Source organism: Marinovum sp., assembly GCF_034669705.1.
Taxonomy (GTDB): domain Bacteria; phylum Pseudomonadota; class Alphaproteobacteria; order Rhodobacterales; family Rhodobacteraceae; genus Marinovum.
Genome location: NZ_JAXMOR010000016.1, coordinates 21,627 through 37,800, shown reverse-complemented (window position 1 = coordinate 37,800; position 16,174 = coordinate 21,627). Strand labels below are relative to the sequence as shown.

The window sequence follows — 16,174 nt, the reverse complement described above, 5'->3', positions numbered from 1 at the left end:
CTCAGATCCTCTGGCCGGTCAGGGCGTCGAACAGGTGCACCGCAGTCAGGCGCAGGGAGACCGGGATTTCCTGGCCGGGGCGCAGGTTGAGCCGCTCCTGCTGGGTGATCTGCACCTCCTGGCCGCCGATGGTGCCGCTCAGGATGGTCTCGTTGCCGGTGGGTTCGACCACGTCGACCTTCATCACCGTCATGCCCTCGCCCTGCACGATCTCGAAATGCTCTGGCCGGATGCCGTATTTCACCGCGCGGCCGTCCGGGCCTGTGACGCCGGCGGGCAGGGGCAGGGTGCTGCCATCGCTCAGCTCGAACACCGCCCCGTTGATGGTGCCCTCCAGCAGATTGATCGAGGGCGAGCCGATGAAGGTCGCCACGAACTCGTTCACCGGCGCGTCATAGAGCTCCAGCGGCGAGCCGATCTGCTCGATATTGCCGCCGCGCATCACCACGATCCGGTCGGCCATGGTCATCGCCTCGATCTGGTCGTGGGTGACATAGATCGAGGTCGCGCCCAGCCTCTGGTGCAGCGACTTGATCTCGGTCCGCATACGCACCCGCAGCTTGGCATCGAGGTTCGACAGCGGCTCGTCGAACAGGAACACCTTGGGGCTGCGCACGATGGCGCGGCCCATGGCGACCCGCTGGCGCTGGCCACCCGACAGCTCGCGCGGATAGCGTTCGAGATAATCGGTGAGGTTCAGCGTCGCGGCGGCTTCGCGGATCCGGGCCTCGGTCTCGTCCGCCGGCACCTTCGCCAGCTTGAGCGCGAAGCCCATGTTCTGGGCCACCGTCATATGCGGATAGAGCGCGTAGCTCTGGAACACCATCGCAATGTCGCGATCGCGCGGCGCGATGTCGTTGATCACGTCGTTGTCGATGCTGACGGTGCCGCCGGTGACATCCTCGAGCCCGGCGATCATCCGCAGCAGGGTGGATTTGCCGCAGCCCGAGGGACCGACGAGGGCGACGAATTCGCCGTTCTGGATGTCGATGTCGATGCCATGGATCACCTCGACGGTGCCATAGTTCTTCTTGAGGTTTTCGACGGAAACATTGGCCATGAGATTATCCTTTTACGGCGCCGGCCGTCAGGCCTTTGACAAGGTATTTTTGCAGGAGAAGCACCAACAGCAGGGTCGGAGCGAGACCGATCAGGCAGATTGCCATCATGACGGTGAAGAAGACGAACTGGTCGGACACCAGTCCCGCCAGCACCACCGGCAAGGTCATGAATTCGGGCTTCGAGGCGATGATCAGCGGGATCAGAAGCTCGTGCCAGGAGATGATGAAGATGATCACCCCGCAGGCCGCCAGAGCCGGGGTCGAGAGCGGCACCACGATGCGGACATAGGCGCCGAAGCGCGAACAGCCGTCAAGCCGCGCGGATTCTTCGAGCTCCTTGGGGAAGGCCTGGAAATAGGGCACCAGGATGATGATCGCATAGGGCAGCAACAGCCCGACCTCGGTCATGATGATCCCGGAAAGCGAGTTGAGCAGCCCGAGGTTTCGCATCACCACGAAGAGCGGCAGCATCAGCACAATCAGCGGTACCATGCGGCTGACCACGGTGGCGTTCATCAGGTAGCCGGTCCAGTTCAGCTTGAGCCGGGTGACGGTCAGCGCGGTGAGCGTGGCCAGCACGAGGGTCAGCACCGTCACGCTGCCCGCCACCAGCACGGAATTGAGAAAGGCGTTGCGGAACCAGGTGACCGAGTTCGGCAGGTAGTCGATGCCCTGGAAGGCCTCGCCCTTGTTTTCGCCGCCCGACAGGATCAGCCGGAAATTGTCCAGCGTGTATTCGGCGGGCAGCAGGGCCCAGACGTCTTCGTGCAGCGTGCGTTCCGATTGCAGCGCGCCGAGCACCACCGGCACCAGCGGCAGGATCAGGAAGCAGATCACCAGGACGTTGGCCAGGTTCATGAAGATGCGGTAGCGCCATGTCATCCGGTTCATGATCAGTACTCCACTTTCTTGTAGACGTAGCGGACATAGGCGATGGCCACGACACCGACGATGAGCGCCAGCACATAGGCCGAGGCGGCCCCCACCCCGATGTTGAAGGGCGGATTGAACGAGGTCTTGTAGGTGTACCAGGCCGCGACCCAGGTATCGTTGCCGGGACCGCCCTGGGTGATTGCGAAGATCTCGTCAAAGATCATGAAGGCGAAGGTGGTCCGCAGGATCAGCGTCACCGCGATGATCGGGCGCAGCAGCGGCAGGGTGATGTAGCGGAACTTCTCCCACATGGTGGCGCGGTCGAGCTCGGCAGCCTCATAGAGGTGATCCGGGATGCCCTGCAGCGCCGCATGGTAAAGCAGGATGTTGAAGGGAACCGTGCGCCAGACATAGGCGATGATGATCGCCATGAAGGCGGTCGAGGGGTTGCCGAGCCAGATCACCTGCTCCTCGATCAGACCCAGCTGATAGAGCAGACGGTTCAGATAACCGAACTGGGTGTTGAAGATGAACGCCCAGAGAAAGCCGTTGACGATCGGCGGCACCGCCCAGGGCACGAGGATCAGGAACTTGGTCACCTTCGACAGCTTGACCCGGTGCTCGTTGATCACCAGCGCGATGCCGAGGCCGATCACCACCTCGAGCAGGACCGAGATGACCACGAACAGCACGGTGTTCTTCAGCGATTTCCAGAACACCGGGTCGCTGAACAGCTCTGCATAGTTGGCCCAGCCGGTAAAGGAATACTCGCCGGAGCGCAGCTCGCGCACGCCCACTTCGTGAAAGGACAGGTAGCCGGCAAAGAAGATCGGGTAGGCGAGAATGAGAACGAAACAGAGCAGGGTCGGGACGTTCATGCCGAGGGCCAGCCAGGATGGCGCCAGCTCTCCCCAACGACGTCGTGTCGCTCTCCTCTTGCCGATTGCAGTGTCTGACTGTCCTACCATGAGAAGTGTCCAATATTTCTACAATTTCTGGTGGCGGGGTGCCAGCGATCCGGGGATGCGGCAGCCCTGTGCGGGATACCGGCCCGCGGGCCGGTATCCCCGGTCTTGCGGCTCAGCGCTTGGCGGCAATCGCGGCGGCGGTGATGTTGTCACAGGCCACGTCGACCGAGATCTCGCCCTTGAGGCAGGCGGTCAGCTCGAGGTTCAGCTGTTCGTTCCACTTGCTGTACCAGGGCTGGGTGACGGCCGGGACGACCTTTTCGTAGTTCACGCCGTTGGAGAAGATCTCGTTGAGCACGTCGACATCGACCCGGTCGGACCAGGCCTCGCGGACCTCGTCGCTTTGCGCGACAGAGGTGAAGCCGGGATAGAGCATCGAGCTCTTCGCCAGGCTCAGCGCCTGGGTATAGGTGCCGTCCTTGGTTCTGCCGCCGAGGTACTGCAGCATCTTCCACGCCCATTCACGGTCGCGCGTCGCGTCGGACATCATGTAATACCAGGTGGCCACGAGGGTCGCGCCGTCGCCCGGCAGGCCATGGATCTTGCCCTTGCCGGCAATCGGCGACTGCGCCGGATCGTTCATCTGGTTCATGAAGTAGTTGTGGAAGGTGCCGAGATAGAGGTGCTTGCCGGTATTGAAGACCTTCACCGCCGGCAGGAACTTCAGGTTCAGCGAATCCGGGTCCGCGATCTCGTGCTTGATGAAGGTGTCCTGGAAGTACTGAAGCGCTTCGCGGGCGATCGAGCCGGGGCCCATTTCAGGGTTCATGTCCTCGTCGAAGATCCGTCCGCCGCGGTTGCAGACCTGGCTGAACCAGGTCCCCGGCAGGGTTTCCAGCGCCGGGCCACCAACCCAGAGCAGCGGGTAGTTCGAGACACCGTCGGCCTTGGCCTTGAGGCATTGTTCCGTCAGCTCCTCCCAAGTCTGGAACGGCTTTCCGGCAAAGCCCGCATTGGCCAACAGCTCTTCGTTATAGGCAAACGCCCAGGCGATCGAGAGATAGGGCAGCCCCCAGAGCTTGCCATCGACGGTGGCGGTCGACCGCGCGAGCGGCGTCATGTCCTCGATATAAGCCTCGACACCCGGCAGCCCGTCAAGCGGCGCGGCGATGCCCTGGTCGATGTAGCTCGCCATGGTCGAGAGGATCGAGACGAAGACGTCGATGTCTTCGCCGGCGGCATACATGGTGGTCAGCTTGGCGATCTGAGGCTCGATGTTCGGCTCGATGACCTTTTCCACCGGCACGCCCCAGTCGGCCTCGAACTTGGCGGCGATCTCTTCATAAATATTGCCGTACTGCCAGACGACGAGGTTGATCTGATCGACGTCATGATCGGGCCGGGCGGCATAGGCCTCCTGGGCGAAGGACATACTGGGCAATATGCCCGCACCTGCGGCGCCCGCGGCCGCCAGCGCCTTGAGGAAATTGCGCCGCGCCATCAGCACGTCGTCGAGCGATGTTTTCACTTTCGTCATCTGTCTTTCTCCCTGTGATTGCCGCCACGCCGCGGCCCTGTTTATTGTGTCTACATTTCCTGTTTAGCACAAAATAAGACAGATCAAAACAAAAATGTTGCGTATTTGTGTTTTTATGTTAGTTATTGAGCAGTAGAAATTTGCTTCGAGGAGTCTCAGCCCATGATTTTCGATTTTCTGGGGGATAAGAAACGCGCTGTCGTATCCATGTGCCATATGGGCGCCCTGCCCGGCTCGCCGCTCTATGATTCGGACGGCGGCATCAACAAGCTGATCGACGACGCCCTGTCCGACATTCACAAGCTGCAGGATGGTGGCGTCGACGCGATCATGTTCGGCAACGAGAACGACCGCCCCTACCTGCTCGAGGCGACGCCGGAATCGATTGCCGCCTACACCGCCGTGGTGCAGGCCTGCAAACCCGAGCTGAAGGTGCCTTTCGGGGTCAACTACCTTTGGGATCCGACCGCCTCGATCGCCATCGCGGTGGCCACCCAGGCCAAATGGGTGCGCGAAATCTTCACCGGCGTCTTCGCCTCGGACATGGGCGTCTGGGCCCCCAATGCCGCCCGCCCGGCCCGCATGAAACGCGACCTGGATCGCCGGGACCTGAAATTGTTCTTCAATATCAACGCCGAATTTGCCCACTCGCTGGACCAACGGCCGATCGAGCTGCGCGCGAAATCGGCGATCTTCTCCTCCCTGGCTGACGCCATCCTTGTGTCAGGCCCGATCACCGGCCAACCCGCCGATGCCTCGGACCTGCGCAAGGTGGCCGAGGCTGTGGGCGAGATGGTCCCGGTCTTTGCCAATACCGGCGTCAACGTCGACAATGTCACCGACGTGATGTCAGTGGCCTCCGGCTGCATCATCGGCTCGCACTTCAAGGTCGACGGCGACACCTGGAACGCGGTCGATGCCGACCGGGTCAAACGGTTCATGGATAAGGTCAACACGCTACGCTGAACCTGCTCCCCACTCACGGGAACCGAAGCATGGGCGGCCCGCCGGGCCGTTCATGCGCCCGTGTTTCCGGCAAGCGGCGACGTGGCGAGGGGGATGACCTGTCAGAAACACCACCGCCACACCGGCACGGAAAGTAATACAAAGCAACAAAAGATCCGAAAGTATTCGCACAGAAAACCAGCAATCACAGGGGCGTCTCATGAGCTGCGTCATCGGTCTCGACATCGGGACAACCTCCACCATCGGCATCATCCTCGATGTCTCGTCTTCCAGGATCCTCGCCTCGGCCACCCGGCCGGTGACCCTGTCCTCGCCGCAACAGGGCTGGGCCGAGGAAGACCCGGCCGAGTGGTGGGCGAATGTCTGCGCCATCGTGCCGGAGCTTCTGCAGCAATCCGGCCTGCAGAACACCGAGATCGCGGCCATCGGCACCACCGGCATGTTGCCGGCAACAGTGGTTCTGGACAGCGCGGGCACGGTGCTGCGCCCCTCGATCCAGCAGAGCGACGGGCGCACCGGGCAGGAGGTCAAGGAGATCGCCGCCGAGGTGCCCGAGGCGCAGTTCGTCCGCCGCGCCGGCAATGGCATCAACCAGCAGTTGGTGGCCAGCCGCATCCGCTGGATCGAAGAGCACGAGCCCGAAGTCTTTGCCCGGATCGCCACGGTCTTCGGTTCCTACGACTATATCAACTGGCGCCTCACCGGCGTGCGGAGGGTGGAGCAGAACTGGGCACTGGAGGCCGGGTTTGTCGACCTGTCCACCAATGACCTCGCCGATGACCTGATCGCGCTGGCCCACCTGCGGCGCGACATGGTGCCCGACAAGGCCGGCTCGGCCGAAATCATCGGGCAGGTGTCGCCAGAGGCCGCGGCGCAATCGGGTCTGGCGGCGGGCACGCCGGTGGTTGGCGGCGCGGCGGATCACATCGCCTCGGCCTATGCCGCCGGGGTTCTGGCCTCGGGCGACGTGCTACTGAAGTTCGGCGGTGCGGCCGACATCATGATCGCCACCGACACGGCCCGCCCCGACCCGCGAATGTTCCTCGACTACCACATCATCCCGGGCCTGTTCATGCCCAATGGCTGCATGTCGACCGGCGGCTCGGCCCTGAACTGGTTCATCGCGCAATTTGCCAAGGCCGAGGCCGCCGAGGCGGAAAAACGCGGCATCAGCCCGCATCAGTACCTCGATGAACTGGCCGCCGAGATCCCGCCGGGCGCCGATGGCGTGACCTTCATCCCCTATCTGCTGGGCGAGAAGACCCCGATCCACGACCCCGAGGCGCGCGGCACGATCCTGGGCCTCAGCCTCAACCACGATATCCGCCACCTCTGGCGCGCGCTGCTCGAAGGCTACGCCTATGCCTTCCGCCACCATATCGAAGTCTTCAACGAGATGGGCTTTCCCACCACGCGCTACCTCGCCTCTGACGGCGGGTCAAAGTCGCGGCTCTGGATGCAGATCTGCGCCGACGTGCTGCAGGCCCCGGTCCAGCTTCTGACCGGGCATCCCGGCTCCTGTCTTGGCGCGGCCTGGCTGGCGGGCATGTCCACCGGGGCCACAGATGACTGGGGCGGCGTCGCAAACTGCGTGAGCTACGGCGACGAGGTCCAGCCAGACCCCGCACAACGGGCCGGCTACGACGCCGGCTACGGTTTTTTCCGGGAAACCTACCGGATGCAGAGGGAGCAGCGCCAATGATCAAGGCCATCGCATGGGATATCGACGGCACCCTGGTCGACAGCGAACCGCTGCACCTGTTTGCGCTCAAGCAGGTCTGCCTGGCGCATGAGGTGGATATCTCCGATCTCGACGATACGCATTTCGTCGGCGTCCACATCGGTAATGTCTGGAAGGAGCTGCAGCCGCGCTTTCCCGCCGGGCTGTCCTTTGCCGCCTGGTCAGAGAAGATCAACCGCGCGTTTGCCGACAATGCCCGACGGTTGGTCGAGATCGCCGGTGCGCGGGCGGTCGTGGCCGGGTTTGCCGAGAAGGGTCTGCGCCAGGTCGCGGTCTCGAACTCCAACCGCGCGGTGGTGGATGCAAACCTCGCCGCCATCGGTGTTGCCGAGTTCATGGAATTCAGCCTCAGTCTCGATGACGTCTGCGAAGGCAAGCCCGACCCGTTTCCCTACCGGCTCGCCTGCTACCTGTTGCGGCTTGATCCGAGCGAGGTTCTGGCGGTGGAAGACAGCGCAACCGGTGCCGCGAGCGCCCGGGCCGCTGGACTGCCGGTGGCATTTCTCCATGCCAAGGACCGGGCGGAGGGGCAGACCCCGATCGCCAGCCTCGCGGAGCTGACCGGTGTGATCGCCGAGCAGGCCGGCGCCACCGGGATCGACCGCGATGCGCACGAAGAACTGCAGGGTCCGCAACGTCTTCGGCACGCCTGAGTGAGACGGATCAGCATGACAGACACACCCAACATCCTGTGGATCACCACCGATCAGCAACGGTTCGACACCATCGGCGCCCACGGCAACCCGGCGATCAACACGCCCAACCTCGACCGGCTGGCCGCCGAGGGCCTGTCGTTCATGCGCACTTATTGCCAGGCGCCGATCTGCACGCCGAGCCGGGCCTCCTTCATGACCGGGCGCTACCCGGCCTCGCACCACGTGCACCGCAATGGCAACGATCACTGGCCCGCGGCGGAGAAGATCCTGCCGGCGATCCTGAAGGAGACGACCGAGTACACCACCGGCCTGATCGGCAAGCACCACCTGTCGCGGTCCGAGGACCGGATCGAACTGATCCCCGAAGATGGCTACGACGTGGCCGAACTGTCCGATTGCTGGCCGATCGGGCGCGACTACGACGCGTGGCTGAAGCACAAGCATGGCATCGGCGATCCGCTGACGCTCTATCCCGAGCTCCTGTCCAAGGCGCCGCGCGATTACGGTCCCGGCCTGCCGATGGCGCTTCAGCAATCGACCTGGTGGGCCGAGCGGGCCGCGGCCTTCATCGAAGATCACAAGGACGGGCCGTGGTTTCTCAACCTCAACGCGGTCGATCCGCACCCGCCGTTCTTTCCGCCACAGGAGTTCCTTGACCGGTACACTCCCGAGGAGATGCCCCTGCCGCTGTTTCGCGACAGCGACATCGCGCGGCAGGAAGAGTTCTGGGACATCGACCAGCAATGGAAGAAGATCCAGGACGTGCGGCACTACGATCCGGCCGAGGATATCGACCAGTCGCAAACCCCGCTGGAAGACCGCAACCTGTTCGACTTTCCGCCCGACACCTACGACGCCCGCATGGTCAAGGCCTGCTACTACGCGATGATCGAGATGGTCGACGACCGCATCGGCGCGGTGCTCAAGGCGTTGGAGGACAGTGGGCAGTCAGAGAACACCATCGTCATCTTCACCTCCGACCACGGCGAGATGATGGGCGATCACGGTATGCTCTACAAGGGCTGCCGATTCTTCGAGGGGCTGGTGCACGTGCCGCTGATCATCCGCTGGCCCGGCGTGACCGCTCCCGGCACGCAGACCGATGCGCTGGTCGAACTGGTCGACCTCGCGCCGACGATCCTCGACATCGCGGGTGTGGACCTACCCTACACCATGCAGGGCAGGCCGCTGACCGACCTGCTGACCGGCGCGGCCGAGACGCACAAGCCGCACGTGGTTTGCGAATTCAACGAGGCGCTGGCGGGGATGCCCTATCAGAGCCACGGCACCATGGTTTTTGACGGGCGCTACAAGACCTGCATGTATCACGATGCCGGCAAGGCCGAGATTTTCGACCTGCAGGAAGACCCGGGAGAGTTCGTCTCGCTCTGGGACAAGCCGGGCTTCGAGCGCGAGCAGATCCGGTTGCTGAAACTGCATCTCGACGCGGTGATGGCGACCTCTGACGCCGGCATCGAACGGACCGGCAACTACTGATCCCGGTCCGGCGGCGCGGGGCGTTCACTCTGCACCGCGCCACCCGATCTCAGGTCATATAGACCCCGCCGGTGACGTTCACCCCTTGTCCGGTCATGAACCGCGCGCCATCCGAGGCCAGGAACACCACCACATCAGCCACGTCCTCGGGCGTCTCGATACGGCCCAGCGGCGTCTGGTCGATATAATCCTGCAGCACCTCGTCGGGCGTCATGCCGCGCAACTCCGCCTCCCATGCGACTTCCCGCGCCTGCATCGGGGTGCGCACGAAACCGGGGCAGACCGCGTTGACCCGGATGCCGTCCTTGGCATGTTCCCGCGCCAGCGCCTGGGTCCAGCCGAGCACGGCAAACTTCGACGCCGAATAATGCGCCAGCAGCGGCGCCCCGACCTTGGAGGCGAGCGAGGCGGTGTTGACGATCGCCCCCTTGGTGCCATGCGCCAGAAAATGCGCCACCGCGACCTGGTTGGTGAAGAAAACGCCCTTGGCATTGACGTCGAAGTTGAAATCCCAATCCTCTTCGGTCAGCTCGAGCGCGGGCTTCATGTTCGACACCCCGGCATTGGCATGACAGCGGGAGATCGGCCCGAAGGCCTCGGCCCCGGCCTCGAAGGCGGCCTCGATCGACGCCTTGTCCCTCACGTCGACCCGGTGGCAGGTTTTCGGCGCGTCGATATCCGCGGCCACCGCCTTGCAGCGGTCGAGATCAAGGTCGGACAGGACGAGGTTGAACCCCGCCGCCGCAAACGCCCGGGCCGACGCGAGACCGATGCCGTTGGCCGCGCCGGTGATGAAGACTGTCTCTGCCATGTGATTGGGTGCCTCTCCGGTTATCTCACATATTCAACCGAATTATAACACATACGAACCAAAACACACAAACAATTAACCTGAGTGAGCTCAGATTGCTCAGGCGCCGCTCGCCTCTGCGGTCGTTCAGTCTGGTGATCTTGCTACGGCTCCCGGCCGGTCTGGCACAGCGCCGGCACCTGAGGTTCAATCCCGGCGATCAAATACCTCGGCGGCAGATTTCGGTCGCCCTGCCCGGCGTACTCTCAGGTGTCTTGCGGCTCTTGCCACCGGCGGGTGATCGGCTGAGCTGGGGTCGTATGGGCGGCGGGATTGGGGAGCAGAGGCAAGCAACACTCACCAAACCTCCCGCAGCACGGCGTCCTACAGATCGACGTAGATCACGCCCGTGAACAAGGCCTGCAGGGCGAAACAGACCACGGTCGCGACGGCCAATGCACCAACCGCGCGCGCAGCGCTGAGGGTGTTTGCCAGCAGAAGGTGGTTGACCGTGGAAAAGATGGCGGCCGTCACGAAGAACGGCAGGACCTTCAAGGACAAGATGACCACGAAGAGCGTGTTCGCGCTGCAAAACAGCCAAAATCGCGGGCCGGCACGGTCTGTTTCGGCTTCGTCCCGGGCGCGCGCGACCAAGAGGCGAAGAGCCAGGAGGCCAAGGCAGCCCAGTGCCACCGCCAGAGGCCATCCGCGCGCGCCGATGACGTCATAGGCCTCCGGCGGGGTACGAAGCGCCGTCACCAGAAAGGCCAGGCCCAATAGGACCGCGATCACATCGAACGGCGCAAACCGCTGCAGCCAGGTCCGGGGACGTATCATGCCAGCCTCCGGTTCACCAAGAGCATGGCGGCGATGATCGCCATCACCGCCAAAGGGATCGGCTGAAGCACCAGCGGCAGGATGGCCCCGTCGGTGAACATCGTCGCGGATCTGAGGTTTGCCTCTGCAATCGGCCCCAGAACAAAGCCGATCACGAAGGGTGCGAGGGGATAGTTTGCCCGTTCCATGGCGAACCCAAGCGCGGCGAAGACCAGCATGACGACGACCGTGGCCCAGCTGTTCGAGATCGAGAAGGTGCCGATCACGCACATCAGGATCAGCGGTGGCAACAGGATCGATTTCGGCACACGCGCAACGCGCGAGATCAGCGGCGTCAGCAGCAGCATCATCGCCAGCATCAGCACATTGCCGATGACCGCCGCGCTGAAGATTGCGTTGACCATGTCAGGCGAGTTGCGGAACAGGAACGGCCCCGGCTGAAGCCCGTGGATGACCAGCGCGCCCAGCAGAATCGCATCGACGACGCTGCCGGGAATGCCAAGCGCGATCAGCGGCACCAGCGCGCCGCCGACGGTGGCGTTGTTCGCCGTCTCGGATGCCACGATGCCCTGCGGACTGCCGGTGCCAAAGCTTTCCGGGTCGCGCGCCATGCTGCGCTCGACCCCGTAGGCCAGCGCCGAGCCGACGTTGGCCCCCACCCCGGGAAGCACGCCGACCCAGGTGCCGATGACCGAGCAGCGCGCAAGCGTCTTCCAATGCGCCAGCGTTTCGCGCGGGCTGAAGCGGACCTTTTGGGGTTGCTCGGTGTCCTTGGGCTTTGCCTCGCCCATCGACAGGGCCTCTTGCAGGATCTGGTTGCCGGCGAAGAGCCCGACCAGCACGGCCAGCATCGGCAGGCCGTTCTCGAGATACTGGATGCCGAAGGTGAAGCGGAACGAGCCGCTGATCGGATCGGCCCCCGGCACCGCCGCCAGCAAGCCCAGCCCGCCGGCAATCAGCCCACGGATCATGTTGCCCCGGCTGAGGGTGACGATCAGGACCAGCGCCATTGCCACGAGGGCGAAATAGTCGAACTTGGAAAATTTGACCGCGGCGCGGCTCAGCGGCTCGGACAGCAGCACAAGGAAGCCGCAGCTGATGATACCGCCGACAAAGCTGGCATAGATCCCCAGCGACAGGGCACGGCCAACCTCGCCGCGCGCGGCCATCGGGAAACCGTCGAGGGTGGTGATCACCGAGGCCGGTGTGCCGGGGATGCGCAGGACAATCGCGGTGATCAGCGACCCGGAGACGCCGCCCACGTACATGCCCACGAGCATCGAGATCGCCGGGATCGGCTCCATCGTGAAGGTGAAGGGCAGGCTCAGGGCGATCAGCATCGTCGCGGTGAGGCCCGGAATGGCCCCGACCACGATGCCAAGAAAGACCCCCAGCGCGATCAATGTCGCTGAATGGAGCGTGATGACGTCAAGCATGGCCTGCTTTCCTTTCCCGGCGGTGGTCGGGTCCGATGCGCCTGCGCGCGCCGGACCCTATGCGGCCTCAGTCGCCCATGCCTTCGGCAACGGAGGAGAGCCGCTCGAGCGTCGCCGCGGTCCAGTCCGCGGCCTCGGCCGCCGGGTAGAACACGGCCGACATGCCGCGTCCGGCCAGTGTCTGCTGCAACTCACCGTCATTCATCGCGGTGCCCAGGGCCTCGCTCATCCGGTCGACAACGGCGTCGGGCGTGCCCTTGGGGAAGTACCACGTGTGCTCGATCGCCAGGCTGACGTCGGCGCCCTGTTCGGCGGCGGTCGGGACGTCCGGCAGGCTGTCGATGGGGGCGTCCTGCAGGGCGGCGATGACCTGAACCTCGCCGGCCTCGCTCAGCGGCTTGGCCTCGGCGGCAGACAGCACGCCGACGGAAATCTGTCCGCCCAAAAGCGCCGCGGTGGTTGCCGCCCCGCCGCCGGTCTGGACATAGCGGAAGTCACCGGCACCCAATGCATCTTCGACCATCAGCAGCGCGAAATGGTTCACCGCGCCGATGTTGACGCCGGCGATCACCGGATCACCGCCCGCCAGCGCGTCTCTCAGCGCGTCCAGCGAATTGATCGGGGAGGTGGCGGGCGTGGCCACCACCAGCGGAATCGCGGTTGTGGACCCCGCGATCTCGAAGGCGTCGAGGCCGAAGTCGGCCTTGCCCACCGCCATGTTGGTCAGGAGCGTGGCGTGGTTGACCAGAAGGTTGTAGCCGTCAGCATCTTCGCCCGAAGCCGCGCGGCTGCCCGTCACCGAGCCGGCACCGGGCTTGTTGAGCACGACAAGGTCACCGCCGAGCGCCGCCTCGACATAGGGCTGCAGGGTACGCACCAGCGTGTCGGTGCCGCCGCCGGCGCCGAAGGGCACGGTCACCCTTACCGGCTCTGACGGGTACTGCTGTGCCTGTGCGGCACCTGCGGCCAGCGCTGCGGCTGCAAATGCCAGGGCCGCGGCGCGGTGGGTCATTTTGTTCAGCATCTTGGTCTCCTCCTGTGATGCATGTGGACCGCGTCATTCACCGCGGCAGTAGGCAAGGCGCGGCGGTCCGTGCGGGTGGCACGGCCCCGCCGGTGTCTCGGCGCGTCAGGACATCAGCCCCCAGCGGCGGACCGTGACTTTTTCGATTGGACGGAAGATCGTGTAATCCAGCAGCAGCCAGAGGATGCCGATCAGGATCATCCCGAGGATCACGATCTCGGTCTGGTACCATTGCACCGCCTCGAGGGTCATGTAGCCGATGCCGTCGGAGCCGGCGATCATCTCGGCGGCAACCAGCGCGCGCCAGCCATAGGCCATCGAGGTGCGCAGGCCGACGAGGATCTGCACCAGCGCGCCGGGCACGACCACTGTCCGCACCACGTCCCAGCGGCTTGCGCCATGGCTGAGCGCCGCGCGGTAAAGCACCTGCGGGATCGACTGCACGCCGATCACGGTCGAATAGATCGAGGCAAAGAAGATCGTGTTGGCGATCACGAAGAGCACCGATCCCTGACCGACCCCGAACCAGATGATCGCCAGCGGCACCCAGGCGATGCCGGCAATCGACTGGAAGAAGCTGAGCACCGGGGTCAGCGTCTCGGCCACGGCGCGATTGAGCGCGATGGCCAGCCCCAGCGGAATGGCGATCAGGTTGCCCAGCAGATAGCCCACCGCGAGCCGCTTGAGGCTGGCCCAGACGTCGGGCAGCAGGCTGCCGTTGGCCAGCATGTCGGTGAAGGTGGTCCAGACCTTCATCGGCGAGGGCAGCTTGTAGGCCGGGATGTCGCTCAGCGTCGGGGCCAGCGCCCAGAGCGTGATCAGCACGACGAAGGGCAGAGCGCCGGTGATCAGGCCCGGGTCGATGCGGGGTTTCGCCGGTGGCGGTGTGATGGCAATCGCGGTCATGCGCCGTCTCCCTGTGCACGGATGAGGCCCCAGCGTTCGATGGTGGCGCGTTCGACGGGGCGCAGCAGCAGCCGGTCGAGCAGCAGCCAGAGCAGGCCCATCATGATCATGCCGACGACCACCCGGTCGGTCTGGCGCGTGGTGGCGCCCTCGAAGATCAAAAAGCCGAGGCCAGACCCGGCAGCGATCATCTCGGCGAAGATCAGCCCGCGGAAGGCAAAGCCCGCGCCGACGCGGAAGCCGGTGATGATGTTGGGCAGCGCCGAGGGCAGGATCACGCTGGTCACCACCTGCCGGCGGTTGGCGCCGAGGGTGCGCATGGCATTGATCAGCACCGGCTGCACCGTGCGCACGCCGGTCAGCGTGTTGTAGAGCACCGGGAAGAAGACCACGTAGGTGATGGCGATCAGGATGGTGTTGAAGCCATAGCCGATCCAGATCACCAAGAGCGGGATCCATGCAACCTCGACAATCGCATAGAAGAAGTTGATCAGCGGCGCCAGCAGCCGCGACCAGAAGCGCGACAGCCCGATCAGCAGGCCGAAGCCCACGCCCATGCTCAGCCCGAGGGCAACGCCGGCGCCGTAACGCCCGGCACTGTCCAGCAGGTAGGCGGGCAGGATGCCCTTGTGCATGAGTTCGACAAAGGCCGCGAAGACGTCGGTGGGCGCTGGGTAGAAATAGGCCGGCAGGTCGATCAGCCAGACCGAGATCTGCCAGAGCGCCAGAACGACGAGGATGCCAAGCGCACCGCGCCGCTGGGCGCGACCGGGCAGCGGCAGCCGGCGGGTCGGGGGCGGGGAAAAGGCAGTGTCAGCCATCAGTCGATCTCCAGGGCGGCGATCTCATCCACCCAGTAGTTGCGGGCCAGCCGCCTGAGGCCCTCGGGATCGGCGGCACGGATCACTGCACCATCCTCGGTCCAGCCCTGGTAGCGGCCAACCTCCTGAAAGGCCTCGAGGTGAAACCGCTCGGGCTCGAACGGCAGGCGGACGGTGACGTCGAGCGGCTTGCGGCTCAGATCGACACCGGCCAGGGCGTCGCGGGCGTTCATCCCGCCGACCACCGCGGCGCCGGCCATCGCCAGCGCGACGGTGGAAACGGTCAGCACCGGCGTCCGCCAGGCCTCGGGGATGCGGGCGATCATCGGCTCGGGTCCCGGACCAGCTTCATCACATGGTCGCGCAATTCCACGAACCGCGGGGTGTTGGAGATCGTGTCCCAATGCCGGTCCTCGCGCGGGATGTCGATGTCGACGACCGAGCGCAGCCGGCCCGGCCCGGGGGTCAGCACCGCCACCCTGTCGGCGAGGAACACCGCCTCTTCCACAGAGTGGGTGATGAAGAGCACGGTAATCGGGTTGCTCGCCCAGACCCGCAGAAGCTCTTCCTGCAGGGTCAGGCGGGTCTGCGCATCGACCGCGGCGAAGGGCTCGTCCATCATCATGATTTCGGGCGTGTTGGCCAAGGTGCGGGCCACCGCCACGCGCTGGCGCATGCCACCCGAAAGCTCATGCGGATACTTGTCCGCCGCCTCGGACAGCCGCGCCATGGCAAGGTATTCACGCGCGGTCTTCTCCCGCTCGGCCTTGGGCACGCCGCGATATCGCAAGCCGATGGCGACATTGTCGAGCACAGTCTTCCACGGCAGCAGCGCATATTCCTGGAACACCACACCACGGTCGGCGCCGGGTTTGTCGATTTTCCGGCCGTTCATCGTCACCGTGCCGAGGCGCGGCTTCATGAAGCCCGCGATGGCGGACAGCAGGGTGGATTTCCCGCAGCCCGAGGGGCCCACGACACAGAGAAACTCTCCCTCGTTGATGTCGAGTGTCAGGTCCTCTACGGCGACGTTTTCCTGCCGGCGCTCTTCGTTGGTGTGGACGAGCGTGACATCGGAAAGCGAGATCTTGGGTTCTCGGACTGCGGTCATCATCATGGTG

The 16,174-nt window shown here is 64.5% G+C and carries 16 protein-coding genes; 4 read left to right on the top strand and 12 right to left on the bottom strand.

Annotation, left to right across the window (positions count from 1 at the left end; all coding sequences use genetic code 11):
- Position 1 precedes the first annotated feature (1 nt).
- The 4 genes from VOI27_RS12695 to VOI27_RS12680 all read right to left on the bottom strand — a co-directional run bounded on the left by VOI27_RS12695 (position 2) and on the right by VOI27_RS12680 (position 4,379).
- Positions 2-1,060, bottom strand: a complete 1,059-nt coding sequence (locus VOI27_RS12695) for a sn-glycerol-3-phosphate ABC transporter ATP-binding protein UgpC (protein WP_323765722.1) — start codon at positions 1,058-1,060, stop codon at positions 2-4.
- A gap of 4 nt (positions 1,061-1,064) precedes the next feature.
- Positions 1,065-1,952, bottom strand: coding sequence for a carbohydrate ABC transporter permease (locus VOI27_RS12690; protein WP_323765721.1), 888 nt, complete (start codon positions 1,950-1,952; stop codon positions 1,065-1,067).
- 2 nt (positions 1,953-1,954) lie between these two features.
- Positions 1,955-2,812: a sugar ABC transporter permease gene (locus tag VOI27_RS12685; protein ID WP_323765720.1), complete on the bottom strand. Its 858-nt coding sequence runs from the start codon at positions 2,810-2,812 to the stop codon at positions 1,955-1,957.
- 202 nt (positions 2,813-3,014) lie between these two features.
- Entirely contained in the window at positions 3,015-4,379 is a 1,365-nt protein-coding gene (locus VOI27_RS12680; RefSeq protein ID WP_323765719.1) for an extracellular solute-binding protein, read from the bottom strand.
- Between the two features lie 162 nt (positions 4,380-4,541).
- On the opposite strand from VOI27_RS12680, the gene VOI27_RS12675 reads away from it, so the two are divergent.
- The 4 genes from VOI27_RS12675 to VOI27_RS12660 all read left to right on the top strand — a co-directional run bounded on the left by VOI27_RS12675 (position 4,542) and on the right by VOI27_RS12660 (position 9,239).
- Complete coding sequence (locus VOI27_RS12675) at positions 4,542-5,345, top strand: BtpA/SgcQ family protein (RefSeq protein WP_323765718.1); 804 nt, start codon at positions 4,542-4,544, stop codon at positions 5,343-5,345.
- 199 nt (positions 5,346-5,544) lie between these two features.
- On the top strand, positions 5,545-7,047 hold the full coding sequence (locus tag VOI27_RS12670) for an FGGY-family carbohydrate kinase (RefSeq protein ID WP_323765717.1): 1,503 nt from the start codon (positions 5,545-5,547) through the stop codon (positions 7,045-7,047).
- Positions 7,044-7,739 carry an HAD family phosphatase gene (locus VOI27_RS12665; protein WP_323765716.1) on the top strand — a complete coding sequence of 232 codons (696 nt, stop codon included), beginning with the start codon at positions 7,044-7,046 and terminating at the stop codon, positions 7,737-7,739. The genes VOI27_RS12670 and VOI27_RS12665 overlap by 4 nt, the downstream gene beginning before the upstream one ends.
- A gap of 15 nt (positions 7,740-7,754) precedes the next feature.
- Positions 7,755-9,239 (top strand): sulfatase, encoded by a 1,485-nt coding sequence (locus tag VOI27_RS12660; RefSeq protein WP_323765715.1) that lies wholly within the window; start codon positions 7,755-7,757, stop codon positions 9,237-9,239.
- Between the two features lie 49 nt (positions 9,240-9,288).
- Here VOI27_RS12660 and VOI27_RS12655 read toward each other — a convergent pair whose 3' ends face one another.
- The 8 genes from VOI27_RS12655 to VOI27_RS12620 all read right to left on the bottom strand — a co-directional run bounded on the left by VOI27_RS12655 (position 9,289) and on the right by VOI27_RS12620 (position 16,164).
- The gene (locus VOI27_RS12655; RefSeq protein ID WP_323765714.1) at positions 9,289-10,050 is read right to left on the bottom strand and encodes an SDR family NAD(P)-dependent oxidoreductase; all 762 of its coding nucleotides are present in this window, start codon (positions 10,048-10,050) and stop codon (positions 9,289-9,291) included.
- Between the two features lie 363 nt (positions 10,051-10,413).
- Positions 10,414-10,866, bottom strand: coding sequence for a tripartite tricarboxylate transporter TctB family protein (locus VOI27_RS12650; protein ID WP_323765713.1), 453 nt, complete (start codon positions 10,864-10,866; stop codon positions 10,414-10,416).
- Positions 10,863-12,302 (bottom strand): tripartite tricarboxylate transporter permease, encoded by a 1,440-nt coding sequence (locus VOI27_RS12645; protein WP_323765712.1) that lies wholly within the window; start codon positions 12,300-12,302, stop codon positions 10,863-10,865. Before VOI27_RS12645 ends, VOI27_RS12650 begins: the two co-directional genes overlap by 4 nt.
- Before the next feature lie 67 nt (positions 12,303-12,369).
- A complete protein-coding gene (locus VOI27_RS12640) occupies positions 12,370-13,326 on the bottom strand; it encodes a tripartite tricarboxylate transporter substrate binding protein (RefSeq protein WP_323765711.1) in 957 nt (318 codons plus the stop codon).
- Positions 13,327-13,431: 105 nt separating this feature from the next.
- The gene (locus VOI27_RS12635; RefSeq protein ID WP_323765710.1) at positions 13,432-14,232 is read right to left on the bottom strand and encodes an ABC transporter permease; all 801 of its coding nucleotides are present in this window, start codon (positions 14,230-14,232) and stop codon (positions 13,432-13,434) included.
- Positions 14,229-15,053 (bottom strand): ABC transporter permease, encoded by an 825-nt coding sequence (locus VOI27_RS12630; RefSeq protein WP_323765709.1) that lies wholly within the window; start codon positions 15,051-15,053, stop codon positions 14,229-14,231. The genes VOI27_RS12635 and VOI27_RS12630 overlap by 4 nt, the downstream gene beginning before the upstream one ends.
- Positions 15,053-15,379 carry a hypothetical protein gene (locus VOI27_RS12625; protein ID WP_323765708.1) on the bottom strand — a complete coding sequence of 109 codons (327 nt, stop codon included), beginning with the start codon at positions 15,377-15,379 and terminating at the stop codon, positions 15,053-15,055. Before VOI27_RS12625 ends, VOI27_RS12630 begins: the two co-directional genes overlap by 1 nt.
- A complete protein-coding gene (locus VOI27_RS12620; protein WP_323765707.1) occupies positions 15,376-16,164 on the bottom strand; it encodes an ABC transporter ATP-binding protein in 789 nt (262 codons plus the stop codon). Before VOI27_RS12620 ends, VOI27_RS12625 begins: the two co-directional genes overlap by 4 nt.
- Positions 16,165-16,174: the final 10 nt, after the last annotated feature.

What these genes read in the sequence shown, in the direction of transcription:
- VOI27_RS12695 (WP_323765722.1), bottom strand. Translation starts at nt 1,060, where the DNA reads ATGGCCAATGTTTCCGTCGAAAACCTCAAGAAGAACTATGGCACCGTC.
- VOI27_RS12690 (WP_323765721.1), bottom strand. Translation starts at nt 1,952, where the DNA reads ATGAACCGGATGACATGGCGCTACCGCATCTTCATGAACCTGGCCAAC.
- VOI27_RS12685 (WP_323765720.1), bottom strand. Translation starts at nt 2,812, where the DNA reads ATGAACGTCCCGACCCTGCTCTGTTTCGTTCTCATTCTCGCCTACCCG.
- VOI27_RS12680 (WP_323765719.1), bottom strand. Translation starts at nt 4,379, where the DNA reads ATGACGAAAGTGAAAACATCGCTCGACGACGTGCTGATGGCGCGGCGC.
- VOI27_RS12675 (WP_323765718.1), top strand. Translation starts at nt 4,542, where the DNA reads ATGATTTTCGATTTTCTGGGGGATAAGAAACGCGCTGTCGTATCCATG.
- VOI27_RS12670 (WP_323765717.1), top strand. Translation starts at nt 5,545, where the DNA reads ATGAGCTGCGTCATCGGTCTCGACATCGGGACAACCTCCACCATCGGC.
- VOI27_RS12665 (WP_323765716.1), top strand. Translation starts at nt 7,044, where the DNA reads ATGATCAAGGCCATCGCATGGGATATCGACGGCACCCTGGTCGACAGC.
- VOI27_RS12660 (WP_323765715.1), top strand. Translation starts at nt 7,755, where the DNA reads ATGACAGACACACCCAACATCCTGTGGATCACCACCGATCAGCAACGG.
- VOI27_RS12655 (WP_323765714.1), bottom strand. Translation starts at nt 10,050, where the DNA reads ATGGCAGAGACAGTCTTCATCACCGGCGCGGCCAACGGCATCGGTCTC.
- VOI27_RS12650 (WP_323765713.1), bottom strand. Translation starts at nt 10,866, where the DNA reads ATGATACGTCCCCGGACCTGGCTGCAGCGGTTTGCGCCGTTCGATGTG.
- VOI27_RS12645 (WP_323765712.1), bottom strand. Translation starts at nt 12,302, where the DNA reads ATGCTTGACGTCATCACGCTCCATTCAGCGACATTGATCGCGCTGGGG.
- VOI27_RS12640 (WP_323765711.1), bottom strand. Translation starts at nt 13,326, where the DNA reads ATGCTGAACAAAATGACCCACCGCGCCGCGGCCCTGGCATTTGCAGCC.
- VOI27_RS12635 (WP_323765710.1), bottom strand. Translation starts at nt 14,232, where the DNA reads ATGACCGCGATTGCCATCACACCGCCACCGGCGAAACCCCGCATCGAC.
- VOI27_RS12630 (WP_323765709.1), bottom strand. Translation starts at nt 15,053, where the DNA reads ATGGCTGACACTGCCTTTTCCCCGCCCCCGACCCGCCGGCTGCCGCTG.
- VOI27_RS12625 (WP_323765708.1), bottom strand. Translation starts at nt 15,379, where the DNA reads ATGATCGCCCGCATCCCCGAGGCCTGGCGGACGCCGGTGCTGACCGTT.
- VOI27_RS12620 (WP_323765707.1), bottom strand. Translation starts at nt 16,164, where the DNA reads ATGACCGCAGTCCGAGAACCCAAGATCTCGCTTTCCGATGTCACGCTC.